The 25,207-nt window shown below is 39.6% G+C and carries 22 protein-coding genes and 1 riboswitch; of the genes, 13 read left to right on the top strand and 9 right to left on the bottom strand.

Annotated features, from left to right (window positions below; all coding sequences use genetic code 11):
• Positions 1–16 precede the first annotated feature (16 nt).
• From EWM59_RS10150 to EWM59_RS10130, 5 genes are all read right to left on the bottom strand, one after another.
• Positions 17–919, bottom strand: a complete 903-nt coding sequence (locus EWM59_RS10150; protein WP_130020856.1) for an SDR family oxidoreductase — start codon at positions 917–919, stop codon at positions 17–19.
• A gap of 153 nt (positions 920–1,072) precedes the next feature.
• Complete coding sequence (locus EWM59_RS10145) at positions 1,073–1,693, bottom strand: YceI family protein (RefSeq protein ID WP_130020855.1); 621 nt, start codon at positions 1,691–1,693, stop codon at positions 1,073–1,075.
• A gap of 111 nt (positions 1,694–1,804) precedes the next feature.
• Positions 1,805–2,263, bottom strand: coding sequence for a MarR family winged helix-turn-helix transcriptional regulator (locus tag EWM59_RS10140; RefSeq protein WP_130020854.1), 459 nt, complete (start codon positions 2,261–2,263; stop codon positions 1,805–1,807).
• 102 nt (positions 2,264–2,365) lie between these two features.
• Entirely contained in the window at positions 2,366–4,228 is a 1,863-nt protein-coding gene (locus EWM59_RS10135) for a BamA/TamA family outer membrane protein (RefSeq protein ID WP_229239329.1), read from the bottom strand.
• Positions 4,229–4,409: 181 nt separating this feature from the next.
• On the bottom strand, positions 4,410–6,701 hold the full coding sequence (locus EWM59_RS10130; RefSeq protein ID WP_165372150.1) for a DUF11 domain-containing protein: 2,292 nt from the start codon (positions 6,699–6,701) through the stop codon (positions 4,410–4,412).
• A gap of 1,323 nt (positions 6,702–8,024) precedes the next feature.
• Between EWM59_RS10130 and EWM59_RS10125 the strand changes: the two genes are divergently transcribed.
• Genes EWM59_RS10125 through EWM59_RS10115 form a run of 3 tightly spaced genes read left to right on the top strand, consistent with a single transcriptional unit; the run spans position 8,025 to position 10,605 of the window.
• On the top strand, positions 8,025–8,600 hold the full coding sequence (locus tag EWM59_RS10125; protein ID WP_130020852.1) for a Maf family nucleotide pyrophosphatase: 576 nt from the start codon (positions 8,025–8,027) through the stop codon (positions 8,598–8,600).
• Between the two features lie 7 nt (positions 8,601–8,607).
• Positions 8,608–10,335, top strand: a complete 1,728-nt coding sequence (locus tag EWM59_RS10120) for an alpha-amylase family glycosyl hydrolase (RefSeq protein WP_130020851.1) — start codon at positions 8,608–8,610, stop codon at positions 10,333–10,335.
• Between the two features lie 27 nt (positions 10,336–10,362).
• Positions 10,363–10,605, top strand: coding sequence for a T9SS type A sorting domain-containing protein (locus EWM59_RS10115; protein WP_130020850.1), 243 nt, complete (start codon positions 10,363–10,365; stop codon positions 10,603–10,605).
• A gap of 2 nt (positions 10,606–10,607) precedes the next feature.
• On the opposite strand, the gene rho is transcribed toward EWM59_RS10115, so the two are convergent.
• Both rho and EWM59_RS10105 read right to left on the bottom strand, forming a co-directional pair.
• Positions 10,608–12,341, bottom strand: coding sequence for a transcription termination factor Rho (gene rho, locus EWM59_RS10110; protein WP_130020849.1), 1,734 nt, complete (start codon positions 12,339–12,341; stop codon positions 10,608–10,610).
• Positions 12,342–12,837: 496 nt separating this feature from the next.
• Complete coding sequence (locus tag EWM59_RS10105) at positions 12,838–13,767, bottom strand: homoserine kinase (RefSeq protein ID WP_130020848.1); 930 nt, start codon at positions 13,765–13,767, stop codon at positions 12,838–12,840.
• A 229-nt stretch (positions 13,768–13,996) separates the two neighbouring features.
• On the opposite strand from EWM59_RS10105, the gene EWM59_RS10100 reads away from it, so the two are divergent.
• The 9 genes from EWM59_RS10100 (at position 13,997) to EWM59_RS10060 (ending at position 22,430) form a co-directional block, all read left to right on the top strand.
• Positions 13,997–14,530: an OmpA family protein gene (locus EWM59_RS10100; RefSeq protein ID WP_130020847.1), complete on the top strand. Its 534-nt coding sequence runs from the start codon at positions 13,997–13,999 to the stop codon at positions 14,528–14,530.
• 61 nt (positions 14,531–14,591) lie between these two features.
• Complete coding sequence (locus tag EWM59_RS10095) at positions 14,592–15,134, top strand: helix-hairpin-helix domain-containing protein (protein ID WP_130020846.1); 543 nt, start codon at positions 14,592–14,594, stop codon at positions 15,132–15,134.
• Positions 15,135–15,448: 314 nt separating this feature from the next.
• A complete protein-coding gene (gene purN / locus EWM59_RS10090; protein WP_130020845.1) occupies positions 15,449–16,015 on the top strand; it encodes a phosphoribosylglycinamide formyltransferase in 567 nt (188 codons plus the stop codon).
• Positions 16,016–16,053: 38 nt separating this feature from the next.
• Complete coding sequence (corA, locus tag EWM59_RS10085) at positions 16,054–16,998, top strand: magnesium/cobalt transporter CorA (protein ID WP_130020844.1); 945 nt, start codon at positions 16,054–16,056, stop codon at positions 16,996–16,998.
• A gap of 77 nt (positions 16,999–17,075) precedes the next feature.
• Entirely contained in the window at positions 17,076–18,068 is a 993-nt protein-coding gene (locus EWM59_RS10080) for a YheT family hydrolase (RefSeq protein ID WP_130020843.1), read from the top strand.
• A 36-nt stretch (positions 18,069–18,104) separates the two neighbouring features.
• Positions 18,105–19,223, top strand: a complete 1,119-nt coding sequence (locus tag EWM59_RS10075) for a mechanosensitive ion channel family protein (protein ID WP_130020842.1) — start codon at positions 18,105–18,107, stop codon at positions 19,221–19,223.
• A gap of 28 nt (positions 19,224–19,251) precedes the next feature.
• Positions 19,252–20,013, top strand: coding sequence for an SDR family NAD(P)-dependent oxidoreductase (locus EWM59_RS10070; RefSeq protein WP_130020841.1), 762 nt, complete (start codon positions 19,252–19,254; stop codon positions 20,011–20,013).
• Positions 20,006–21,049 carry a CHC2 zinc finger domain-containing protein gene (locus EWM59_RS10065; RefSeq protein WP_130020840.1) on the top strand — a complete coding sequence of 348 codons (1,044 nt, stop codon included), beginning with the start codon at positions 20,006–20,008 and terminating at the stop codon, positions 21,047–21,049. Before EWM59_RS10070 ends, EWM59_RS10065 begins: the two co-directional genes overlap by 8 nt.
• A 107-nt stretch (positions 21,050–21,156) precedes the next feature.
• Positions 21,157–21,274, top strand: a riboswitch (SAM riboswitch).
• Positions 21,275–21,389: 115 nt separating this feature from the next.
• Positions 21,390–22,430: a homoserine O-acetyltransferase family protein gene (locus EWM59_RS10060; protein WP_130020839.1), complete on the top strand. Its 1,041-nt coding sequence runs from the start codon at positions 21,390–21,392 to the stop codon at positions 22,428–22,430.
• A gap of 215 nt (positions 22,431–22,645) precedes the next feature.
• On the opposite strand, the gene EWM59_RS10055 is transcribed toward EWM59_RS10060, so the two are convergent.
• Both EWM59_RS10055 and EWM59_RS10050 read right to left on the bottom strand, forming a co-directional pair.
• Positions 22,646–23,233: a hypothetical protein gene (locus tag EWM59_RS10055; protein ID WP_130020838.1), complete on the bottom strand. Its 588-nt coding sequence runs from the start codon at positions 23,231–23,233 to the stop codon at positions 22,646–22,648.
• Between the two features lie 73 nt (positions 23,234–23,306).
• The gene (locus tag EWM59_RS10050) at positions 23,307–23,909 is read right to left on the bottom strand and encodes a DUF502 domain-containing protein (protein ID WP_130020837.1); all 603 of its coding nucleotides are present in this window, start codon (positions 23,907–23,909) and stop codon (positions 23,307–23,309) included.
• A 93-nt stretch (positions 23,910–24,002) separates the two neighbouring features.
• Between EWM59_RS10050 and EWM59_RS10045 the strand changes: the two genes are divergently transcribed.
• Complete coding sequence (locus EWM59_RS10045) at positions 24,003–25,166, top strand: exo-beta-N-acetylmuramidase NamZ family protein (RefSeq protein WP_130020836.1); 1,164 nt, start codon at positions 24,003–24,005, stop codon at positions 25,164–25,166.
• Positions 25,167–25,207: the final 41 nt, after the last annotated feature.

Below are 25,207 nucleotides of genomic sequence, written 5' to 3'. Positions count from 1 at the left end.
GAGGATAGTTTGCTGATTATTCCTTTTTGGCTTTGGTATTGCTCTTGATAACTGCCTGTATCACATCCCACATTTCATTGGGAATAGCATTCAGATGATTAAACTCTCCGGCACCATTCAGCCATTCGCCACCATCAATGGTAACCACCTCACCATTGATATAAGAAGAAAAATCTGATAGCAGATAAGCGGCTAAATTGGCTAATTCCTGATGTTCACCTACCCGTTTCAAGGGGACATTGCCAAATTCAGAGAATCGCTCTCGCAAGTGTTCTGGGAAGGCATCAACCGGAAATAACCTATCCCACGCACCTTTAGTCGGGAATGGCCCCGGCGCAATGGCATTGAAACGGATACCATATTTTGCCCATTCAACAGCCAGGCTACGTGTCATAGCCAAAACCCCCGATTTAGCCATTGCTGAAGGTACCACAAATGCAGAACCTGTCCATGAGTAGGTAGTTACAATGCTCAGTACAGTAGCTTTCTGTTTTTGCTCAATCCAGTGTTTACCAAAAGCCAAGGTACAGTAATAACTGCCTTTTAATACAATATCAACCACTGTATCAATAGCACGATGCGAGAGGCGTTCGGTAGGGGAGATGAAGTTCCCTGCGGCATTGTTCAGCAAGCCATCAACTTTGCCAAATTCGGCAATAGTTTTGTCTTTCATGGCTTCAATGGCGCCATAATCCCTCACATCGCAGGCAATGGGTACTATTTTGCCACCTGTTTCCTGCGTGAGTTCATGGGCGGTTTCTTCCAATACCTGTAATTTTCTACTGGTAATTACCACATTTGCACCTAATTCAAGAAAATATTTGGTCATTGATTTGCCAAGTCCGGTTCCACCCCCTGTTACCACAAAGGTTTTTCCTTCTAAAGCACCTGCTCTTAGCATCGGTTCATTATAGGCCATTATCGATTTTGTTTTAATTGTTGAAGATAATTTGGACGATTTCAAGAAAATTTTGCTTGAAATCATGGGCGTAAAGCTAAAATAAAAAAGCCACAGATGAAATATTCATCTGCGGCTTTTTAGAAAAAGGCTATTTGTATAATTTACGGTAGCTTAAACTCCGGTTTTACCAGCAGCCAATTTAACTTCTACTGTAAAGTTGTCATAAATGGCTTTGTCGCCAATGGTATCAAAAAATGATTTAGACGCATATTTGCTGCCGAATTTGGTGCGGTCAACTTCAAATTTGGCCGTTGCACTTGCCGAACCGTTTTTATTGATGTTGACAGTGGCAGGGAACGAAATAGGTTGCGTTACGCCATTGATGGTAAGATTACCCGCAATGTCATAATTGGTACCGCCTTTAGGCGTAGCTTTGGTAATTTTGAATGTAGCTGTCGGGTATTTGGCTGCATCAAAGAAATCCGGTGCTTTCAGGTGACCAACTAATTTGGCATTGTATCCTTCATCTTTCACATCTAATACCTTGATACTGTTAATATCAATCACAAAATCACCACCTGTCAATTTATCTCCCTCTACAATCAGATTTCCGGTTTTAATATCAATTGTACCATTATGCTCACCTGTAATTTTTTTACCAAGCCAGTTGAAAGTACTTGCTTTGGTATCAACTTTTAAACTTTGTGGAGCCTTTTTGCCATTATCAGCCATTGCTGAAACACTTACTAATCCTGCGATTGCTACTGTAAATAAACTTTTAAAAATTTTCATTGGTTTTGATAATTTGGTTTACGCATTAATAACTAAAATAAAAAAAACTCTTTATAGTCAATAGATTACATAGATTATTAAAACCTACCTAACCTAATCTGGAAAAATCCATTAATTACTGCCTCGGAGCTTGTCAAGCAGGTTGCTTAAACTCTCTGCTTCTTCGGGTGTCAGGTTAGAAAAAGATGTTTCCCAGTTTTCCTGTAATACATCAATTTCTTTCAGCACATCCAGCCCCTTCTGCGTAATTCTTACATCGCATGCCCGTCTGTCATCTTTGTTATCGCATCTCGAAGCCAAATCCTTGGTTAATAATTTGTCAACAAGACGAGACGCATTTGACATCTTATCCAACATCCGCTCGATGATTCCGTTCACCGTAATCGGATTGGGATATTGCCCTCTTAAGATACGCAACACATTGTATTGCTGTGCCGTCAAATCAAACGGTTTCAGAATATTCATGTGGTCGCTGTTCATCCAGTTATTGGTAAAAAGTATGTTTACTACCAATTTCTGATAAGGACTCTTAAAGGGTTTTTGTTGTTTTATGTCTTTTTCAATCGACATATTTTCGTAAATAACTAATGAGGTTTATTATACACTAACAATATATGTTAGTACATATAATACAAGTGTCAATGAAAGATAGTTCCAATGATTGAAAAAAAATTACCGGAGCGGAATAATAGTAGGCGCAGAAATATCAAAATCACGCAAGCGTAGGGGTTGAATACTATCAAAGCCAAACCGGAAAAGAGAATTGGTATTAGGAAGATTCGGATAGTAGCCTATCCGTATCTGGAATGTTTTAAAGGTAAGATTCTCGTTTCTGATTCTTAAACCGATGCCGTATCCCTGATAAAGTGTACTGTTAAAAAGCGGTACACTCCGCAAACTAACAAGCCCGAAATTAGCAAAAGTAAAATAAGCAATACGAAACCCAACGAGGCTTTTCTTAGAAAACAAAACCGATTCAAAACCTAAGGTTAAGCGTTTGTCGCCAATGAGCGAGCTATTATTAACCCCCACAATACCGTCTGACCCACTTATGTTCAGGTAGTCAACAGGGTCGCGGTTGATGCCGTAAGTAAAGCCCAGATTAATAAAGTTACGGGTCTGCGCATTGCCTAATTTCATGAGCGGACTGAAATAAAAACTTTGCAGACTTAAAATTCCTTGTTGGGCTTCTTTCTTTTTCAGATAAGTGCCTGCACTGGCCAAATAATACAGATAGCCTTTATCATTATTCAGATAAGTTCCATTGGCATATTGTAACCCTGCATAATTTCTTGCCCCAAACTCTGTTTGTTCTCGGCCAAATGTAAATGATATTAAACTACCTGTGGGCACGTCTTCCGTACGTCCAAAGCCGTAGATAAGAATATCTCGTTTGTAATAACGGGTTGAATAGCCCACACTCCCCAGAATGGTAGTGCGGTTCCAGTAAATTTTGTTGGTATCAGGCCTTACCTCTGGTCGGGTGCCATATTCGTAACTTGTGCGGCGACCTGCCACTACCAACCGCTGGCTGGCACGTGCGCCCTTTAGTTTAAAGGCATGCCCATACCAGATGTCTGAATAATAATAGCCTGTCTGATACACCAGTTCTTTACCCAATAAGTCGAGCCGTTTGTATTCTCTGATTTTATAATATCCCAACTCAACCGCTCCTGCATCTTTGGTATCTACCGTAAGGAAAGGACGAAAAGCCCTGACAGAAAACTGGGTCAAATCCCGTTCGTGAATAGCACTGATTTGTCCGGTAATAAAAGTTTTGCCAATGTATGGAATGGTGTAGATGCTTCTGGCACCAAAATCCTGATAAGGGTCATCTTTCCGCCACGTTACCTTATTAAGAAACGAATGCCCGTTACCCTGAAAATTACGGTCTTCAATACCTATTTTAAAGTCTTTAAGGCTACTGGCTCCTACATCAAAGTTAATAGACCAAACATCTTGTATGATAACGGTTATGTCCACTATCCAGGGGCTTTCTTTTCGTTCATTTACTAAAATACGCACATCGTGAATAATAGGGTTGGCTCGCAGAAGGCGCTCGGTATCTTTTAAGGTTTGCGAACTGAGTTTATCCCATTCTTTGAATAACAGAAAAGATTTACGGATAACTTTTTCACGGGTATTGGTATGGAAATTCTTGCTTGCAAAGCGTTCGAACCGATTGCCTCTGCGGGTGGTATCGTTTACACTTGGTCCGAAAATATCTAATTGCCTGATAATGATTTTACCGATGGTCTTGCCTTCATACTGGGCAAACGGGTTAGCCTCTAATTTACTAATCTCATTTTTCAGTACGTTGGAATTATACACATCTCTGAACAAAAAACCATATATCTGTCGGCCAATTTTAGTTTTGCCCATTTTGGCCTTCAGTTTAGTGTACATTATGCTGTCTTTGGCAGACTTGTCAATATCAAATTTTTCGTAGTCTGGATTTTGTCCGAAACTGAAATGCGTTAGCAGTAAGAATATAATAGACCACTTAATCATGCTGAAAAGATACGATTTTTTCACAAAATCGCAACATTAATGGCTTATATTAACAAGCATGTTAACAAAAGTATCATTGCCGGATTCAGTATAGCTATAAGCAGAATGAGAGGCATATTGTTTATAAGCAACCAAAAAAAAGCGGATACCGGTGTGAACCGATACCCGCCATTGGTTTGTTTGAACTGAAGTTTTACTTTTTGAGTTACTCAGACCTGACTATGGTGATTGGTACGCAGACCTTAGGAGGACAGCTTGAACAGGCCGCCGGAGGACTGACCAAGGTACTTAGTGCACAGGTATTACTATCTGTAATAATTAAAGTTTTACTACCAGTAGAGATGAGTCCGGCTGAAATTGGCGCACTTGCCACCCCATAGGTAAAGGTACCCGGTACTGCCGAACCATTGAGTGTAACGCTGTAATTGCCACCACTACCACCCGATGGATTCAGGATAATGGTAAAGGTATCATCAGATGCATCTCCGGTTGTGCCATTGTTATTACAAATAGCTAAGGCATTAGCCGATAACGGAGCAGGGTTTGATGTTACTGTAACAGTATCGGAATTTGAACACCCGAGCGCATCTGTAATCGTAACGGTATAGTTGGTAGTTAAAGTAGGAGAAACGCTGATAGTAGCAGTAGTTGCCCCGGTATTCCAGAGGAAAGTACCTGTACCTGTGGCAGTAAGTGTGCTGGTTGTACCTGCACAGGCCGCAACGTCGGCTCCGGCACTGATACTCGGTAAAGCATTGACATCTATAATAACCGGGCAACAGTTTCCGGAAAGACAGCCGCTCGTTGAGGTAAAATTGACTGTATAATTACCGCTTGTGGTTACAATCAGAGAATCGTTGGTAGCACTTACTATCAGAGTATCGTTTCTGTACCATTGATAAGAGCCTGCTAATGGTGCAATAAGTGTGATAGATTGCCCCTGACAGATCTGAACCGGAACCGAAACGCAGGCGCTTGCAATATGGTCTTGCACCGAGGCATTGTCGGTATCAGTTTCGTTTGAGGCTGTTATCTGTGCCACGTTTGATAATACGCCTACTGTATCTACTGTTGCCGTAATGGTGAGCGCAATGCTGTTGGTTGTACCACCCAAAGCACTACCAATGTTCCAGATGCCTGTTCCCGGTGTATAGAATGTTCCGGTTCCGGCACTATGCGAAACGTAAGTCAAGCCGGCAGGTAAAATATCCGTTACCCTGACCCCTGTGGCATTTTGTGTTGTGTTGTCACGTGTAGCTGTAATCGTGAAAACCACTGTGCCACCTTCTGCCGGCGTTGAGTTATTAACAGTTTTAGCAAGAGATAAATCAATAGCGTTGGTATCGCAACCATCGGGCGTTCCATCTCCGTCAGTGTCTAATAAATCACTGCCTGACGCACATTTATCAATACAATCAGGAACACCGTCATTGTCGGTGTCAAGTTTAATGTAAGCATAATAGATATTCAAGTCAGCTAATACTGATACACCACTCACTGTTATTCTTATCTGATTAAACGCCAGAGTAGTTTTAAACCCTAACTGATACATAGGAGAGGCTCCTGACAATGCCACAGCAGAGGCCAGCGAAGCACCTGAAAAACTTTCACGCAGAGTGCCACTCTCATAAGTGCTTATGGTGATGCCCCCTAAGAGTGTAGCACTTAGCAAGGTTCCTGCATTCTGCACCACAAAGCCCGCAAAAGTTCCTGCCGGATAAGTGGAGGCGGCAGTCATCTGTATATAACGTGTACAAGCCACACCTAAAGGAATAGTAATATTGGCAAAATTGGTTGAATCGGCATCTGTGAGAAAATTGGGATTGTTGGTTGAAGCACCAAGACAAAGCCCTGATGAACCCGTTGTTGGCGCACCTGAAGCCAACGACCCTGTAAGGTCAGTTGTACAATCTATTGCGCAAGAGGCAGGCCCTTCAAAAGCCTCATAGATACGAAGGGTTGTCAGCAATGAAACTGTGCCGTTGGCAACTAATCTTACTTCGTCAAAATCGGAGCTGGTAATAAAGCTCAGTACCTGTTTTCCGGTAGAAGTATTTTGTAGAACGGCCAGATTAAGTGCAGGAGACCCTCCAACAGTAGCTGTTTGCTGAAGTACACCGTTACGATAAGTCTGAATACTAAGGTTGCTTAAAATGGCTGTATTTAACAAGCCTGCATCAGGACCGATGATGAAACCGGCAGCATTACCAGCCGGATAGTATTGCAATGAGTCTCTGACAATCATCATATTGTAATTACTTAGCACCTGAGCACCGAGGGTTACAGTTGCGTAATTACCCAGATTACCATCTACCACGTTACCGGGATTTTGTATGTTACAAAGGGCACATACACCGCCGCCTAATGGGGTGCCTACATAAGCACCTGTACCCGCAATGGGGTCAAGACAAATTCGATTGTTTTCAATGGTTTGCTGGCCGAATGCCATACCAGAAGCCAGAAGTACAAGTAAGAGTAGCTTGCATGTAGTTTTCATTGTTACCATGTGCAAAAGTTTTTAAATGAATGTTTAGCAAAAGATTTAACGGTGCCTGAATAAAAACACAACCTAAAGGCTTGTGTTGCCTATTCTGTGGCGATTACAGCAAAAATTACTTTAGAAAACCGAGCAAAAGTTTTTAATTGATGCAATAGCATGACATAGCAATTCCATGAGCGTCTTTTTCAAGACCCTTGATTCACTATTTTTATACATTAGTAAACAGGAAGCGTGGCGGTCATGTAAAGCATCTTACAGCAAATAATATTCAGCAAAAGTCTTTAGTGTTAGATACATAAACCGGAATATGGCAGTTCTCTCAGAAACTTTTAACTAAAAGTTTCTCAGTTCTTAAATCATTAAGAAATAAATCGGGAGATATGACAATCCATTCGGGCATCCGACAGCAAAAGTTTTGTTTTTAATGAGCAAAAGTTTTTAAAATTCAATGCACAGTACAGACAAAATAAATCTTCACAGTCTCAGCTACAAGACTTGCGTTTCTTTAATTAAAGAAATACAGGAAAGATATTTTGGTTGATACGAGCATTTTTCAGCAAAAGTTAAAAATGGATAAACATAGTGCAACAGATTTCCCCGTGATTTCTCACGCAAACAATTCCTTGAAAAAGGAATGTAAAAGGAGATATGTTTTTTTACCAGGTTCATCGGTTCGGCAAAAGTTGTTTCAGGTTCATCAAACCTATTTGGAGAAGAGGATACAAAATAACAGATAGCAGATTCGGCCTTAGCTTAAACCAAGTAAACATTAATTGGTTACTATGTTAAGGATTGAAAACCCGGAAAATGATATTTTATCAGTTTGTAGCATACTACTGCAAATGGGGTTTAATTCTTTACAACAAAAGTTATTTAAATATTAGCAAAAAATTGTTTTTAATGGTATATACTCTTTTATGATTAGTTAGAAGATTCAAGAGTATTTTTATATTCTACTATGATACAAGAAATAATTATGCCAATTTTTTTATTGAATGGTATTATGTTACTTAAAAATTGTATTTTTATTACATATAATGCCGTTAGTTAAGAAATTTATTGAATATTTTTTTTGAAAAATTATCCAGTGGATACATGATAATTTTTTGATTTTCAGCTAATTACAGTTTAGTACGAAATTTGTTAATAAAATTAACCCATTTAATCAGGTGCCTGAAACCAATGCCAAAAACGAATGAACTAATTTTTTTTATTGTATGTATTAACATATATATACGTAAGCTCATTCAATGTGAAATTTTTCCGAATGTTCGTAATTCTAAGGCAGATTTGTTTATTTCGCATTTCAATACTTTTGTCATGCAATTAGACAGACCACTCATATTAGCTTCCAATTCACCACGTCGTAAAGAAATCATGCACAATGCAGGATTTACGTTTTCAGTAAAAGTAATACCTACCGATGAAACATTTCCGGCTGATATGCCCGTTGCCGAAGTGCCTGCTTTTCTGGCCAAAAACAAAGCACTTTGTTTCAGAGAAAATTTAGCCAACGAAATTATTCTTTGTGCTGATACGGTAGTGGTGGTAGCTAACGAAATCATCAATAAACCTGTGGATACAGCAGATGCCCGGCGAATGCTCAGATTGTTAAGCAACAAGGTACATAAGGTTATAACCGGAGTTTGTATCATGACTCAAGAAGAAACTATTACCTTCGCAGATACCACCTATGTTACATTCAAGGAGTTAAGCGATTGGGAAATTGAATACTATATTCAGAAATGCCAACCGTTTGACAAAGCAGGCAGCTATGGCGTGCAGGACTTTATCGGGATGATTGGTATCACTAAAATTGAAGGCTCTTTCTATACAGTTATGGGCTTACCGATTCATAAAGTATATGAAGAACTTGAAAAATATATGATTCGTTAAGGGGAAAATGATAGAATACATTAATGACCATAGCGTAAAACTGACTTTTAAAGCACCATATAAAAAATCGGTTCATGTAGTAGGGGAGTTCAACAACTGGCAGGTTTCTGAGGAATATGCAATGACTAAGGAAGCTGATGGAGAAACTTTTAGTATAATTATCGACGAATTAGAACCCCGAAAAGAATATGCTTATCAGTTTCTGATTGATAAAAAAATAGTAGTGGCTGACCCTTATACCGAAAAAATACTTGACCCTCAGTTCGATTCCCAGATTTCGCCCAATGTTTATCCTGACCTAAAAAAATATCCTTCTGAAAATCCATTCAAAGGTAGTGTGTCTGTTTTGCAGACCGCACAGGAACCTTATGACTGGAAAATTCAAAATTTTATACCACCTCCGGCAGAAGAACTGGTAATCTATGAGTTACTTATCAGAGATTTTGTTGAGTCTCGCAAATACAGAGATATAGCCGGATTTATTCCTTATTTTAAGAATATAGGCATCAATGCCATTGAATTGCTTCCTGTACAGGAGTTTACCGGGAATGACTCCTGGGGTTATAACCCGACTTTTTATTTTGCGGCTGATAAGGCCTATGGTACTAAAAACGACCTGAAATACCTGATAGACAAATGCCACGAAAATGGCATAGCAGTTATTTTAGATGTTGTATTTAACCATGCCGATAAGAAATTTTCATACTACAAGGCTTACAAGGGGCATAAGACTGTAAACGGAGTTCACCCATTTTTCAACGAAAAAGCCACGCACCCTTATTCTGTTTTTTTTGATTTTAATCACGAAAGTAAATATACACAGGCGTTCTTTGACGAGGTATGTCATTTCTGGCTCAACGAATATAAAATAGATGGTTTCAGGTTTGACCTTACCAAAGGATTTACACAGGTACAATCTTACCCTGATGTATTGAAATGGTCGAGCTATGATGCCAGTCGGGTGAAATTGCTGAAACGGATGTACAATAAAATCAGGCATTATAATCAGCATTGTTACCTTATTTTAGAACATCTTTCGGCCAATGATGAAGAAACCGAACTGGCCGATTATGGGTTTTTATTGTGGGGGCATTTGAATCATCAGTTCAGAAATCTGCTGAAAGGTAAAAATGATAGTATATCGTGGCTTAGTGCTGAAAACCGAGGTTGGGAAAAAGCACATCTGGTTGGCTATATGGAAAGCCATGATGAAGAAAGGCTCATATATGATGCCCACCAGAAGTTTAAAGATACTGCCCTGGCGTTGGCCAGGGCAAGAGCGGCAGCAGTACTGTTTTTTGCTTATCCCGGCCCTAAGTTATTCTGGCAGTTTGGTGAATTTGGGTATGATATATCAATAGATTACAATAGCCGCACAGGTGTAAAGCCGATTAGATGGGAGTATCTGAAAGACCCAGACCGACAAGCCTTGTTTGAAGTTTACCGACAAATGATTCGTTTAAGAAAAAATATTGTTGCTTTTAAAGAAGGGAAATTTGTAGAAGTATCAGAAAGTCTGGTGAAGAAAATCAATATTAATCATCCAAGCCTTAATGTAAGAATTATTGCCAGTTTTAACCTGAAAGAAGTAGAAGTAAAAAGTAGCTTGGAAGCAGGCGTATGGTATGAATTTTTTAGCGAAACAATCTGGCATGTAACTGATAAATACCAACGCATGACACTGAAAGCCGGACAATATTACCTGTTTACTTCTAAAAAGATAGAGAAGTTTTAATCAGAGCAGACCCTAAACCAAAGAAACATGAGAAAAGACGAATTAGTGATATTTTATAACGAACCCGACGAAAAGGTATATGTGAAAGTGCCACCCGGTATAGAAACCCATTATCAGTTGTCAAATCTGGCGGGCAAGATATTACAAGAAGACGTACATACAAAAGCCCTGCATGATTTTGATTTAGCAGGGCTTCCGGAAGGTATTTATTTTGTAATCGTTAATCAGGACGACATTATCCGTTCTAAGAAAATTGTCAAAAATACCTGAGATTATCTGTTCATTGTCAGCAGGAACTCCTCGTTGTTACGGGTACCTTTCATTTTGTCTAATAAGAATTCCATTGTTTCCATAGGATTCATATCAGCCATATATTTGCGTAACAACCATACTTTCTGCAAGGTATCTTTATCCATCAACAAGTCTTCACGACGGGTACCCGATGCCAGAATATCAATAGCAGGATACACACGTTTGTTTGATAGTTTCCGGTCAAGCTGCAACTCCATGTTACCTGTACCTTTAAACTCTTCGAAGATTACCTCGTCCATTTTAGAACCTGTATCAATCAGGGCAGTAGCAATAATGGTTAATGAACCACCATTTTCTACATTACGGGCCGCACCAAAGAAACGCTTAGGTTTGTGCAAGGCATTAGCATCTACACCACCGGAAAGTATTTTGCCTGACGATGGGATAACGGTATTGTAGGCACGGGCAAGACGGGTAATGGAATCTAATAGAATCACTACGTCGTGTCCGCACTCAACCAGACGTTTGGCTTTTTCCAAAACTAATCCTGATACTTTTACGTGTCTGTCGGCAGTTTCGTCAAAAGTAGAAGATATTACCTCGGCACGTACACTACGTTGCATATCAGTAACCTCTTCCGGACGTTCGTCAATCAGCAGGATAATCAGATAAATTTCAGGGTGATTCCGGGTGATGGCATTGGCTATTTCTTTCAATAATACCGTTTTACCTGTTTTAGGTTGCGCCACAATCATACCCCGTTGACCTTTACCGATAGGGGCAAACAAGTCTAATACCCGTGTTGAATAAACATCTGGTTTACTACTTAATTTGATGTGCTCTTCAGGGAACAGAGGCGTAAGGTACTCAAACGGAATACGATCACGAATCTCTTCGGTAGTTTTGCCATTTACCGAAAGTACTTTCAGTAAGGCAAAGTATTTTTCACCTTCTTTGGGCGGACGGATAGCACCTTTAACGGTATCACCTGTTTTTAAACCAAACAATTTTATCTGAGATGGCGATACGTAAATATCGTCAGGACTGGCTAAGTAGTTATAATCGGCCGAGCGAAGAAAACCATATCCACCTTCCTGCATGATTTCGAGTACACCTTCGTTTTCAATCAGCCCGTCAAACTCTTTGATTAAATTATTGAATTGCTTTTTGATAACCTTGGTGTAGTCGTCAACAAATCTTTTATCTTCTTTCGGCTCGGTAATATCCGGTACGATATCATCAATCAGCCCTTCAAATTCGCTCATTTCTGCATCGATTTGTGATAAATCAAAATCTTCTGCTTCTTCTAAATTTAACAGGGGTTCCAGATCTGGGTCAAAAGGAATATCGGTATTGAGGGGAGGATGCGAATCAGTTACCGGAGCAGGAGGAGTTTCACTGAAAATTTCTTTGGGTGGTTGTTTTTCAAAAGGCTTTTTCCCTCCGACCTTTTTTACAGGCTCTTTTGAAAACGGGCTTTCCTCTGTTTTGGTATCTCCGGGTTTCGACAATCGGGTGCGGTTTTTAGGTGCTTTGTTACTATTATTAAATAATGGTACTTCAAAATCTGTAGTTGACGAATGAGCAGCTACTTCTTTTGGCATGTTAAAAGTGGATTTATTGGCTTGATGCTCTAAAATCTTTTCAACGAGCTCATTTTTTGAGCCATTGCGGACATCTTTTATGCCCAGTTCTATACAAATTTTTCTTAACTCTGATAAAAGTTTCAGATTCAGTTCTTCTGATGTGTACATACGTGAGAATTAACGATACGTTTTTATGCGATGGTTAGCGATTATTATCGATGCTGAAAATAAGAAATGGATATTATAAGTTAGTGAACAGTTGAAAGTAAACCACAAGCAGTAAGCGAAACTATTTGGTTATAAGTATTTTACTTTAACTGGAGCTTTTTCTTTATACCTTATGCTACATTTAAATTTTAGGAAAACTCCCGGAATAAGAAATTAGCAAGCTATTTATGGATTGTAATTTCAGAAACAATTGGACTGATTCAAAGAGGGTGATTTCTTACTACAGAAAGCCTATTGAAGTTTTTACTCGGATTTGAATGCAATTATATAACGTTTATTTTTATTTGTCAATATATTTTGACAATATTTTTTTTACGCATATTTCAACAATTGAAGCTGGATTTCAATCGGATAAACTAATGCAGACATTATTTCATCACCTGACAGTAACATAACATAAGCACAGACAGATAAAGTTCAAACGAGCCTTTTTATTTTAATTGATGACTTTTGGCCCATGAATATTAACCCCCGAAACATAGGCATTGCAGTGAATACTGGCTTTTTCAAAAGCTGTTTTCATAGCCATCGCAACCTTTTCAGCCGTAGATTGTCCTTTGCTGAACGCAAATACAGAAGGGCCTGCACCGGATATACTACACCCCAAGGCGCCTGCCTCTAAAGCAGCATGTTTTACCTCCCAGAACTCAGGAATCAATATGGCACGCACGGGTTCGATAATAAAATCAACCATTGAGCGGGCAATCAAATCATAATCTGACTGCATCAGACCTGCTATCATACCTGCCACATTGCCCATCTGCGCAATGGTATTTTTCATCGATACCTCATTACGCAATATATGGCGGGCATCTTTTGTATTGACTTCAATATCGGGGTGAACGATAGTAACAAAAAGTTCAGAAGGAGTAGGTACACTGAAAATATCGAGCGGGTTATAGCTTCTGATAACCACAAAGCCACCCATTAGTGCCGGAGCCACGTTGTCGGCATGAGCCGATCCACAGGCTATACGTTCGCCTTCCATCGAAAACGGAAGCAAAGATTTGGTAGTGCAGGGCTTACCTAAAATTTCGTTGACAGCAAATACACCTGCTACCGAACTGGCCGAGCTACTGCCCAGACCACTGCCTAATGGCATTTTTTTATGCAACTCTACATCAAACCCTTGCTCGATGCCATTTTTTTTAAGAAAAGCTATAATAGGAACCGTAACTGCATTTTTACTGGCATCAAGGGTAAGTTTGCCTTCATCTCCGCTAATTTTCGTAATGACAATCTGTTTATCATTACGCTTTTTTACAATAACCTCATCACCGGGAGCATCTACTGCAAAGCCGAAAATATCAAACCCACAGGCAACATTGGCAACAGTAGCAGGAGCGAAAACTTTAATTGATTCCATTAAAAATAAAAACGGGTTTTGGTTTGCCCAAAATTACTGTTTTTGATGGATTTTAAGAAATTATTTATTTTGTGATTTAATCGTTATTACCAAATTTTGAAGTCATTAACCGCTTTTTACTAAAATTATAAAGAAAACCTATACAGATGATGGTTGTTTATTTACTTTTTACTACATTTCCCCTCCCAAAACTATTGAATAGATTATTTACCCAAACCCGGCAATCAAAATGAACAGACTCCTTATTTTACTACTGATTCTGTTATGGTCTCTGGCTTATAGCTGGTTCTGGAACTGCCATCGTAAACCCTATTGCTACAGTGGTACAGTGGTTTCATTAGACAATACCCCTGTGATAGATAGTGTGGATACTCCTGCCAGTCAGTCGCCTGATACCGTTCAACTGACACCCGAAGAACAGATTCTCTTTAAACCGCTCGACGTCTATTTTGTATCAGGACAAACGGGTATTCTGCATACGCCCGAGGTTGACACGTTTCTGGTAACAGCCAAAAGGTATCTGGCTAAGTATCCTGAAAAACAATTACTGATTACAGGCCATACCGATGGTGATGGAGCCGAAGACGCCAACCAGAAACTATCAGAAATACGAGCCACTAAGGTAAAAAGCCTGTTGACAACGGAAGGCATAAGCGCTACCCAGATGGCAACCGAAGGTAAAGGCGAAAAAGAGCCGATTGCATCTAACGAAACCAACGAGGGCAAAGCCAAAAATCGTCGGGCAACTATCAGGCTGAAGTAGTGAACCGAAGCTGAACCCCAATCTTAAATTATTCTGAAACGATTAAAATGCTTTTTATATAATGGAAAATTTACATTGTCTGTTTAATAATTTCCCCTGGGATATATTTCTTTTCTGGCTTTTACCTTTGTTATTGCTGGCTTTGTTGCTTTGGTGGTTGTTGGGTAAAAAGGTTAAAAATTTAGAAGCCTATAATACAGAATTGCAGGACAGAATAAAATTTCTGGAAAATGAATTAGATGCCTGTCGCAAAAATAGAGTATCGGTAGCTGTTGAGCCAAGCCCTGTGGCAGTAACAACCGGTGTAATTGCTGGCGTGGGTATTACACCTGTACCAGTTGTTCCGCCTGTAAAAGACGACCTGAAAATTGTAGAGGGTATCGGGCCGAAAATTGAAGAATTATTTAATAAAGCAGGGATTTATACCTTTGCTCAACTGGCTGATACGCCTGTAACCCGAATGAAAGAAATATTGGATAAAGCAGGAAGCAGATTCCAGATTCATGACCCGACTACCTGGGCAGACCAGGCTGTACTTGCCCGTGATGGCAAATGGGATGAACTGAAAAAATGGCAGGACGAACTTTATAAGGGGAAATTGTGATATGCCTTTATCTTAGAAAATAAGCGCACGAAATATTATTTGGCGAGGCTTTGACCCCACACCCCAACCCCTCTCCCCAACTGTGGGGAGAGGGGCTTTTTTTTTCCCCTCCCCATTGTTGGGGAGGGTTAGGGTGGGGTTACCTCCAAATATTATTTGGTATATAGATTTTTCAGGTTACTTTATTTTTATAAGTTAAAAATTCCTACTTTAAAAAAAAATACCGTGATTCGCACTTTGTAAGCCTTGCTGTCTGTATAGGCCTTGTACATAGAAGAGTGTTAGCTATTTGCCGGAAATTATCAGCTGAAAAAATGAAACGTATTGCCATATTAGCCTCGGGGTCGGGGAGTAATGCCGAAAAAATTATTAATTATTTTGAGAACAGTGAATCAATTCAGGTTGATTTATTATTGACAAATAATCCGCAGGCAGGTATTATTGAAAGAGGAAGAAGGCTTGGTGTACCGATTCTGATTTTTGATAAGAAATCATTTGCCAAAACTGATAAAATTGTTGAAATTCTGCAAAAGCAGGGCATTGACTGGGTGATTTTAGCTGGTTTTTTATGGTTGATACCAACAAATCTGGTAAAAGCCTATCCGAATAAAATTATCAATATTCACCCTGCGCTTCTGCCAAAATATGGCGGCAAAGGTATGTGGGGGCATTTTGTGCATGAGGCTGTTCATGCCAATAAAGATACCGAGTCGGGCATTACGATTCATTACGTGAACGAAAACTATGATGAAGGCGAGGTGATTTTTCAGGCAAAGTGTGAATTGATAGAGAGCGATACGCCTGATGACATAGCGGCAAAAGTGCAGGTATTGGAGCACAAGCACTTTCCGGAAGTGATAGAAAAACTGATTTTAGCGTAGGCAGCCTCTGCCTATGAAACTAATAAAATCTTTGACTCATGGTACGTTTTTTTTATAAAGAAGGCAAACAAGTCAAGAAAGAAACAGATGTACGAGAACTCGGACATCTTAAAAACCTGATGTGGGTCGATTTACAATCTGCATCGCAGGAAGAGGAAGAATGGATTGAAACCAAGTGTGACATCAGTTTTCAGACCCCACAGGAAATTGTAGAGATTGAAAGCAGTGCCCGGTACTTTGAACAGAATAATACCATTAATGCCAACTCCAATTTTTTGAAATCAGACCAGGACGGTTATCACTTTTATCCGGTTTCGTTCATGATTCGGGATAATGTGCTGTTCACCTATCGCCAGGGAGACTCCCGTTCATTTGCCGATACTGTAAAGAAAATCAAATTAGGCGAAGAGGTATTCAAGGATGGGGTGGACATTCTGCTGCTTTTGCTTGAAACCCGTATTGAGTCTGATGCTGATTTGCTGGAGAACATGACCAAAGAGGTAAAGAACATCAGCAAGGCATTGAGCAGAGAAAAGAAACCCAAGCAGGCATCGTTGCTGAAAATCAATAATCTGCAGGAAAATACGATGCTGATTCGGGAGAGTATCATAGATAAACAACGGGTATTGTCTCAGATTTTAAGAAGTGTCTATTTTCCTGAAGACCGCAAAGAAAGGTTGCGTATTGTTTTAAAAGATATTACCTCATTGCTTGAATATACTACTTTCAATTTTGAACGTTTAGAGTATTTACAGGATACCTTTATGGGGCTTATTAATCTTGAACAGAACGAAATTATCAAGATTTTTACGGTCGTAACCATTATATTTTTACCTCCGACACTCATTGCCGGGATATTTGGCATGAATTATCAGGTAATACCTTCCTCCAATCATCCTTATGGTTTCTGGATTGCCATCATACTGATGGTGCTTTCATCAATGATATTCCTGTTTTTCTTTAAGCGGAAGAAATGGATTTGATAAAAATGCTGTTATAGTGTTAAGTCCGTCACTAATTGTTGGGATGTTTTGTCTGACAGATTAATTTTTATAGTGTTATGCCAGTTTTACCACTCAATACCGATTATCGTCCTCCAAAATGGCAATTTAATGCCCATATACAAACCATTTATCCAAGTCTTTTCCGAAAAATACCTGTTAAGTATCAGCGTGAGCGGGTAGAATTAGCCGATAGTGATTTTCTGGACCTCGACTGGTCGTATGCAGGTAAACAACCCGGCAAAAAGCTAATTATAGTTACGCATGGGCTTGAGGGAGACTCTACCCGTCATTATGTAACAGGCATGATTAAGAAATTTAATGACAATGGCTATGATGGGCTCGGATGGAATTGCCGCAGTTGCAGTGGTGAAATGAATCGCTTGCCAAGATTTTATCATCATGGCGATGTAGAAGACATCAGGTTTGTAGTGGAGTATGCCATTCAGAAACATCATTATGAAGAAGTGATACTGGTTGGCTTCAGTATGGGTGGCAGTATGACCTTGCGATTATTAGGCGACCAACCCGAAAGAGTACCCAAGCAGGTTAAATGCGGTGTGGCAGTATCAGTTCCGCTTGATTTGTTTTCCTCGGTTTTTGAGTTGTATAAACCTGGCCGACGCTTCTATATGACGCGCTTTATTAATAAATTAGGTAAAAAAATAAAACAGAAAGCTATTCAGCACCCCAATAATCCTTTGCTGAATCACGAGGGCTACGAAAGGATAAAAAACTTTGAAGAGTTTGATAACCGATATACAGCCAAGCTCTATGGTTTTAAAGATGCCCACGATTTTTATAAAAAAGCAGGCGCAAAACCTTATCTGAAAAACATTCTTAAACCCACGCTGATTATACAGGCAAAAAATGACCCATTCCTCTCGCCCGAATGTTTAGATTTGGGCGAAGCCGAGCATAATCCTCACGTTTTTCTGCAATTGCTACATTTTGGCGGCCATGTAGGTTTTATGCTGCCTGATACCAACGAAACATGGGTTGAAAAAAGAGTCAGTGATTTTGTAAAAGATGGTATTGATAGTTTGTGGTAAAAGAATCAAGCTGAAAGATTCATAAATAGTGTTGTAATGGATAAATTTCTTAGAAGTAGTTTTTTATATAATAGTGCCGAAAACTGGCTGTGGTTTTTTGGAATACTCATTGTAGGTTTTTTGTTTAAGCGGATTCTGTCGGTAATGGTAAGCAAAATAGTTTACCGACTGATGAAAAAAGAGACCAAAAACGTACCTGTGGCCGACTTTGTAAACCTGCTCAGGGGTCCGGTAGAGTTTTTGCTGGCTTTGTTTATTATTTATGCGGCGGTTAATGAAATCGTTTTTCCACGCAAGTGGCGTATCATTCCGTTTGGCAAAATGCGTGTGGCTGATTTTATCGACCGTACTTTAGATATGCTGTTTGTGGCCGGCATTACCTGGCTCATCATTCGTCTGATTCGTTTTTTTGCCTTGGTTTACCTTAAGAAAGCCGAAGAGGCAGATTCAAATAAAGAGAAACAATTAGTCCCTTTTTTCCGTGATATTATTATTGTTTTAATAGCCTTCTCCTCATTTTTTCTCATTTTAGGTTTTGTCTTTAAACAAGACGTTATCAGTCTTATTACCGGGCTTGGTATTGGTGGGGTTGCCTTGGCTTTAGCCGCAAGAGCCACCCTCGAAAACCTTTTTGCTTCGTTTACACTTTTCACCGAGCAACCTTTTATTGTTGGAGACGATATTGAATTAGGGACAATGGTCGGGAAAATAGAAAAAGTAGGTTTCCGTAGTACACGCATCCGGCATGTGGACGGAAGCTTAGTGGTAGTACCGAATCAGATGCTTGTATCGCAATCGCTCAATAATATTTCGCAGCGTATGGAACGCAGGCACAAGTTTTTTATCCGTTTAAAACTGGAAACCACCATACAGCAGATTAAACAGGTGGTAGAAGATGTGCAGACCATCTTAGATAATCAGGAGTCAATCAGTACAGGAGCTAATGTAAAGTTAGATGCCATTGGCGATTACTCAATAAATATTTTAGTCGTATTTATGGCTTCAACCGCAGATTATTGGGAAAGTAAAAGTATAAGAGAACAGGTAAATGTGGCCATACTGCGAGTACTCGAAAAAAATCAGGTAGAATTAGCGCAACCTGCTACCACACTTTTTAGTTTAACAGATGATAAAAATATAGATAATGATTATTAATTATCACACCAAACCATAACAACAGAATATGTCTCGTATCGCACTCATCACCGGCGCAAGTTCAGGTATTGGTAAAGCAACTGCTACAGCTTTTGCCAATAATGGTATTAATCTCATTTTATGTGGTCGCAGACAAGACCGATTAGATAGTTTGCAGGAACAGTTCTCAAAAAAGATAGAAGTAACTACGCTTAAGTTTGATGTAAGTAACAAGGTTGAGGTGGTAAATGCCATTAACTCATTAGCGGACGAATGGAAAAGCGTTGATATATTGGTGAATTGTGCCGGAAATGCACATGGATTGTCACCTATTCAGGATGGAGATACAGACGACTGGGATATGATGATTGACGGAAATGTGCAAGGACTGTTGTATGTATCCAAGGCAATTATTCCGGGTATGGTAGAGCGGGAGAAAGGCCATATTATTAACCTGAGCTCGGTAGCCGGAAAATATACTTATGCCAACGGAGCGGTTTATTGTGCCTCAAAAGCGGCAGTAGAAGCATTGAGCGAAGGGATGCGTCTGGATTTGACTCAACACGGAATTAAAGTAACCAATATTGCACCGGGAGCTGTAGAAACCGAGTTTTCGCTGGTAAGATTTAAAGGCGATAAAAAGCGTGCAGAAAAAGTATATGAGGGTTTTGACCCATTACAACCAGAAGATGTAGCCGATGCTATTCTTTACGCGGTAAATACTCCGGCAAGGGTAACTATTGCGGATATTGTTTTATATGCGGGTGTGCAATCAGCACCAACGGTGATTCATAAGAAAAAACATGAATGATTTATTACAGCGGGTTAAGGAGGTAGACATCAGACAGGTGGCAAGAGATTTAGGATTTGATGTGATTCAGACCCGTAGAATGCTTTGCCCGTTTCATGTGGAAGATACTCCGTCGCTGGTATTTTATCCTCCACCGCAAAATGAGTTTCATTGTTTTGGCTGTGGCAAACGTGGCGACGTAATTAATTTGTATGCCGATGTATGCCAGATAGATTTTAAAACAGCTCTTGAAGAACTGGGTAACAGGTATGTACCAAACTACGAGGGATATGGTTCTAAAAAAACAAGGAAAATAGATATAAAAAGCATTTATACCCGAAAGCCCGTAGAAGAAAAACCATTTGTATTTCAACCAGTATTTAGTGCCATCTACGAAGATTTTCAGCGATTCTGTCTGAATCTGCCAGCTACTGAATCTGCAAGAAAGGCTGCAGAGTATCTGCGAGGCAGAGGTATTGACGACTGGACTATCAGGCTTTTCAGGTTATTTGTATTAAAGAATTATGGTTTGGCAAACGATTACCTGAAAGAGAAATATAGCATAGACGACCTCATGGCCAGCGGAATTGTTAACGACAGGGGGAATCTCGTTTTCTTCAAGCATCCGATTATTATTCCCTATTATCAGAACGGCCGCATCACCTATCTGCAAGGCCGAACCATTGGAGAACCATCGGAAGGAACTAATAAATACCAGTTTCTGACAGGTATTCCCCGTACTATTTTTAATATAGATTCTTTGAAAAACCTGCGGGGCAATGCGGAAGTTTTCGTTACCGAAGGTGCTTTTGATTGTATGACATTGGTCAGACATGGCATGGTTGCTGTGAGTCTGGGAAGTGCCAAGACTTTTAAAAAAGAATGGATAAAGGTTTTTAAAAAGTTTAAAGTATGGATATGGTTTGACAACGACCTTGCCGGACAAAACGGTACGAGAGACCTCATGGAAGAAATGCACTTAAATGGTATTTTAGTTGGCAGAAAGTACCTGCCCGATGGAATTAAGGATATAAATGAGTACTTTCAGAAGCGTTGACAAAATACATTGTAATAAAAAAGGAATTGAAACCCTTGTTTTCTACAAATTCAAGCCCCATATTTGCACCATCAATTCAGTCAGATACATTCTGTAACTAATGGGTTGATTTATACAGACGAGAGGAGAGAATAGGCTCTGTGAACCTCGGGCAACCTGTCCCGCTACTTGCGATAAGGTGCCAAAACCTACCGGAAGGGTCAAAACCATTCGGACTTATAAACCAATCATAGACAAATCGTTTTAAAATTGGTTTTGTTTGCCGTATTACCGAGGGGTATGCGTTTTGTGTTATCTGATTTTCAGCCAATCAGGTAGATTTTGTAAGTACTTTAAAACGATGGAAAACCAACAGATATTTCGCTACGACGAACCATTTAAGTTAGAATCAGGCCAATGGCTACCTGAGTTTCAGTTAGCCTATACAACTTTCGGACAGTTAAATGCCGCAATGGATAATGTGATATGGGTTTGCCATGCTTTTACGGGCAATGCTAACCCGACTGACTGGTGGAACGGCCTCATTGGAGAAAAACGACTCTATAACCCAACCGAGCATTTTATTGTTTGTGCCAATATCATCGGTTCTCATTATGGTTCTACCAATGCTCTGAGCAAAAATCCTATCAGTGGCGAGCCATACTATCACGATTTTCCGTTTATCAGTATCAGAGATGTAGTAAGGTCATTAGATTTACTACGTCAGCACCTCGGTATCTATAAAATCAATACCATTCTGGGTGGTTCTCTGGGTGGGCAACAAGCCCTTGAGTGGGCGGTGTTGCAGCCTGATTTGATTGAAAATATGATACTGTTTTCAACCAATGCCATTCATTCGCCCTGGGGTATCGCTTTTAACGAGTCGCAACGGATGGCTATTGCCGCCGACCCGACCTGGATAGAAAGAAGCCCGAAAGCCGGAATGAACGGCATGAAAGTAGCCCGTTCGATAGCGCTCTTATCTTACCGTAATTACGCTACTTATAATCGCACGCAATCGAGAGACGAGGGGCAGATTGATTTCTTCCGTGCCAATACTTATCAGAATTACCAGGGTGAAAAATTAGGTAAACGCTTCAATGCCTTTTCTTACTGGACACTCTCAAAAATGTTCGATTCGCATGATGTAGGCAGAGGCAGGGGGAAAGTAGAAGAGGTTTTAGGTACCATAAAATCAAAAACACTGGTGATTGGCATTTCTTCTGATGTATTATTTCCACCCGAAGAACAGGAATTTATTGCCAGACATATTCCTGACGCAAAATATGCTTTAATCAACTCGCTTTACGGCCACGATGGATTCCTGATTGAGTTTGAAGCCATGACAGACACCATTAAAAACTGGAGTAAGGATTTGATAAAAGGGGTTTTAAGTGAGTAAGTCTTGAAATATGCCGCGACGGCGGACCGTTTTATCTTGAACTATGCCGCGACGGCGGACCGTTTTATCTGATCTGTTTGATTGCACTGATAAAGAATCTTTCATAACTGAATATTTTCTTCGAGATAATTCTATTTGATTAATAATATGAGTTTGATAAATCATACTTATCAAATAAAATAGTACGACGTCGTAGCGAAGTTTATTCAAAAGCATTAAAAACTTTGAAAAACCCTTAATCGGTAATTATCTGTTAGTTTTTTGCTTCTTAATCCATTCTGGAGTACTGTGAATAGCGGAGAGGCGGCAGTCAGACCTGCGGCCAATATTAATTTCGGATTAGTGATAGGGTCCACATTCCAGGCTGCCCACTCTATAAGGATGTAAGCAAATGGTGAAAAATTGGCAATCCCAAAACGGATAGGTCTTTTCGGGTATTTATAAATCCGTTCTACATCTTTTAGCTTTATTTCAACATATTCGTAGCGGTTCATTACTTCGTTTAATGAGGTAATGACAAATGATGAATCCGTAATGTCGTACAGATTGTCTTCATAAACCGTGTTATCTCTCGTTTTGAACCTGAAAACATCGCCTTTATAAAACTTTGTCCGCTTACCACTTCTTACTTTTTCAAGCACCAGATAACGGTCTTTATTAAATATACTGCGGGCTTTAGAAGGGTCTTTTTTATACATCAGTTCTTCTACCGATTGTGCTTCTCTCTGATGCACATCCTGAGAAAAACTACCAAACGATACACAAAGAAAAAACAGTAATATACAAAATCTTAATTGAGTCATGAGATTTATGTGGTAACACGGAATGGTATTCCGTGAAAAGCTATGAAATAAGGTCAGAAATTTATGTGGTTTATTACATCTTTTCGTTGACAGATACCCCTCCCGAAACAATCAGTTTCATGATTTCGGCACTTGGCAAATCAAGCATCTGTACGTTTTCTCTGGGAACAAGTACCAGATTTCCTGAAAAGGCATAACTATGCGGAAAATACACAGCTACCAAATCACTAACGCCTAAATTGCTTAAATCATTTTGTGTAATAAAACCAATTTTATAAACTTGTGCTTCTTTATTTATCAGCACAATGGCTCCCTGATTAAATTTCCGTTTGTCTCCGACAAAGGCCGAAATTAAATCTTTGAATGCAAAATAAAAAATCCGTACCAGTGGCAGATGACTGATGGCATTTTCAATAATATTCTGAAGAGTCTGAGGCAGTAAAACCGAAAAAACAAAGCCTATCAGCATGGTGCCCGAAACAACAATTAAAGAGCCTAACCCGGGAATAAACAGGTCACGGTTAGGGTCGCTCGTCGGAATCCTGATACGTATAAGGTTATCAACAAAGTCAAATGCGCCTAATAAGATAAAGAATGTAAAGCCAAGAGGTGCTACAAAAAGTAATCCACGAATAAAATAGGAAAATAAACGACTAAGAATAGATCTGCCGGACATAAAGAAAAGGTATTTAGTAAATAGCGTAAAGCCAGTAGTAGCTCTTAATTGAAACGCTAATGTAAAAATAAAAGTTTTTAAACCCCGTAAAATATGATTCAATTCGGTGTTGATGTGTTGTTGACGCAAAATCCTGTATGGAAAAATAAACGTATCGGTTTGGTTACCAATCATGCCGCTACTACCAGTTCTCTGCAACCTTCAAGACAGGCTTTGCTGCAAAAAGGCTTCAATATAACCCAATTGTTTTCTCCTGAACATGGGCTGGACGCCAAAGGTGCTGATGGTGCTAAAATGGCTGATGGCATAGATTGGCTTACACAGTTGCCAGTTACCAGCCTTTATGGTGATAAATTAGTAGCACAGGCAGAAGATTTGGCCGATATAGATATAGTACTCTTTGATATACCAGATATTGGTTCACGATTTTACACGTATTTATGGACTTTGACGTATGTAATAGAAGCCTGTGCTAAATTTAACAAACCTTTAATGATTGCCGACCGGCCCAATCCGGTGTCAGGGAATCTGAGTAGGGCAGAAGGACCTGTTCTTGACGAAAATACCTGTTCCTCATTTATCGGTCGCTGGGCTACCCCTTTACGACATAGCTGTACTTTAGGCGAATTGGCTTTGTATTTGAATGAGGTAAAGGGTATTCACGCCAATATTGAAATAATCAAATGCCAGCATTGGCAGAGAGATACTTTTCAACCTGACTGGGGAGTGCCGTTTGTTCCGACCTCTCCGGCCATGCAAAGTTTTCAGTCTGCCTTGTTATATCCCGGTTTAGGACTATTGGAAGCCACCAATATCAGCGAAGGAAGAGGCACCGAAATGCCGTTTACAATTATTGGTGCGCCTTGGTTAGACAATAATTTGCTGATAGAAAAGTTATTAAATGCGATGATGGAAATAAAGCCGATAACTTTTGTGCCGACTGAAAGCAAATATACAGGAGAGTTGTGCTATGGTATAAAATTATCAGTGAAAATTAGTACTGATTTTGAAGCTGTGAATAATGGATTGATGCTGATAAAACGGATTAAAGACCAGCACCCTGAGCATTTTAGCTGGAAACCTTATCCTACAAACGTTAATCCGAATGGTACAAATCATTTAGATTTATTGCTGGGCTTTCCGCAGAGCGAGTCATTATTTGAATTACCAATAAAAGATTTTGCAGAGCAAATAAAAAACCTTACTCTTGCAAAAAACTGGCAGGAAAACATCCGGCCATATTTACTCTATTCCTGAACTTTAATAAATATCAAAACCAAGTTTTAATTCAGTATAAT

It is taken from the genome of Emticicia agri (assembly GCF_004168285.1).
In the GTDB taxonomy this organism is placed as follows: domain Bacteria; phylum Bacteroidota; class Bacteroidia; order Cytophagales; family Spirosomataceae; genus Emticicia; species Emticicia agri.
This window is presented reverse-complemented; position numbering and strand designations above follow the sequence as displayed.

What these genes read in the sequence shown, in the direction of transcription:
- EWM59_RS10150 (WP_130020856.1), bottom strand. Translation starts at nt 919, where the DNA reads ATGGCCTATAATGAACCGATGCTAAGAGCAGGTGCTTTAGAAGGAAAA.
- EWM59_RS10145 (WP_130020855.1), bottom strand. Translation starts at nt 1,693, where the DNA reads ATGAAAATTTTTAAAAGTTTATTTACAGTAGCAATCGCAGGATTAGTA.
- EWM59_RS10140 (WP_130020854.1), bottom strand. Translation starts at nt 2,263, where the DNA reads ATGTCGATTGAAAAAGACATAAAACAACAAAAACCCTTTAAGAGTCCT.
- EWM59_RS10130 (WP_165372150.1), bottom strand. Translation starts at nt 6,701, where the DNA reads ATGAAAACTACATGCAAGCTACTCTTACTTGTACTTCTGGCTTCTGGT.
- EWM59_RS10125 (WP_130020852.1), top strand. Translation starts at nt 8,025, where the DNA reads ATGCAATTAGACAGACCACTCATATTAGCTTCCAATTCACCACGTCGT.
- EWM59_RS10120 (WP_130020851.1), top strand. Translation starts at nt 8,608, where the DNA reads ATGATAGAATACATTAATGACCATAGCGTAAAACTGACTTTTAAAGCA.
- EWM59_RS10115 (WP_130020850.1), top strand. Translation starts at nt 10,363, where the DNA reads ATGAGAAAAGACGAATTAGTGATATTTTATAACGAACCCGACGAAAAG.
- rho (WP_130020849.1), bottom strand. Translation starts at nt 12,341, where the DNA reads ATGTACACATCAGAAGAACTGAATCTGAAACTTTTATCAGAGTTAAGA.
- EWM59_RS10105 (WP_130020848.1), bottom strand. Translation starts at nt 13,767, where the DNA reads ATGGAATCAATTAAAGTTTTCGCTCCTGCTACTGTTGCCAATGTTGCC.
- EWM59_RS10100 (WP_130020847.1), top strand. Translation starts at nt 13,997, where the DNA reads ATGAACAGACTCCTTATTTTACTACTGATTCTGTTATGGTCTCTGGCT.
- EWM59_RS10095 (WP_130020846.1), top strand. Translation starts at nt 14,592, where the DNA reads ATGGAAAATTTACATTGTCTGTTTAATAATTTCCCCTGGGATATATTT.
- purN (WP_130020845.1), top strand. Translation starts at nt 15,449, where the DNA reads ATGAAACGTATTGCCATATTAGCCTCGGGGTCGGGGAGTAATGCCGAA.
- corA (WP_130020844.1), top strand. Translation starts at nt 16,054, where the DNA reads ATGGTACGTTTTTTTTATAAAGAAGGCAAACAAGTCAAGAAAGAAACA.
- EWM59_RS10080 (WP_130020843.1), top strand. Translation starts at nt 17,076, where the DNA reads ATGCCAGTTTTACCACTCAATACCGATTATCGTCCTCCAAAATGGCAA.
- EWM59_RS10075 (WP_130020842.1), top strand. Translation starts at nt 18,105, where the DNA reads ATGGATAAATTTCTTAGAAGTAGTTTTTTATATAATAGTGCCGAAAAC.
- EWM59_RS10070 (WP_130020841.1), top strand. Translation starts at nt 19,252, where the DNA reads ATGTCTCGTATCGCACTCATCACCGGCGCAAGTTCAGGTATTGGTAAA.
- EWM59_RS10065 (WP_130020840.1), top strand. Translation starts at nt 20,006, where the DNA reads ATGAATGATTTATTACAGCGGGTTAAGGAGGTAGACATCAGACAGGTG.
- EWM59_RS10060 (WP_130020839.1), top strand. Translation starts at nt 21,390, where the DNA reads ATGGAAAACCAACAGATATTTCGCTACGACGAACCATTTAAGTTAGAA.
- EWM59_RS10055 (WP_130020838.1), bottom strand. Translation starts at nt 23,233, where the DNA reads ATGACTCAATTAAGATTTTGTATATTACTGTTTTTTCTTTGTGTATCG.
- EWM59_RS10050 (WP_130020837.1), bottom strand. Translation starts at nt 23,909, where the DNA reads ATGTCCGGCAGATCTATTCTTAGTCGTTTATTTTCCTATTTTATTCGT.
- EWM59_RS10045 (WP_130020836.1), top strand. Translation starts at nt 24,003, where the DNA reads ATGATTCAATTCGGTGTTGATGTGTTGTTGACGCAAAATCCTGTATGG.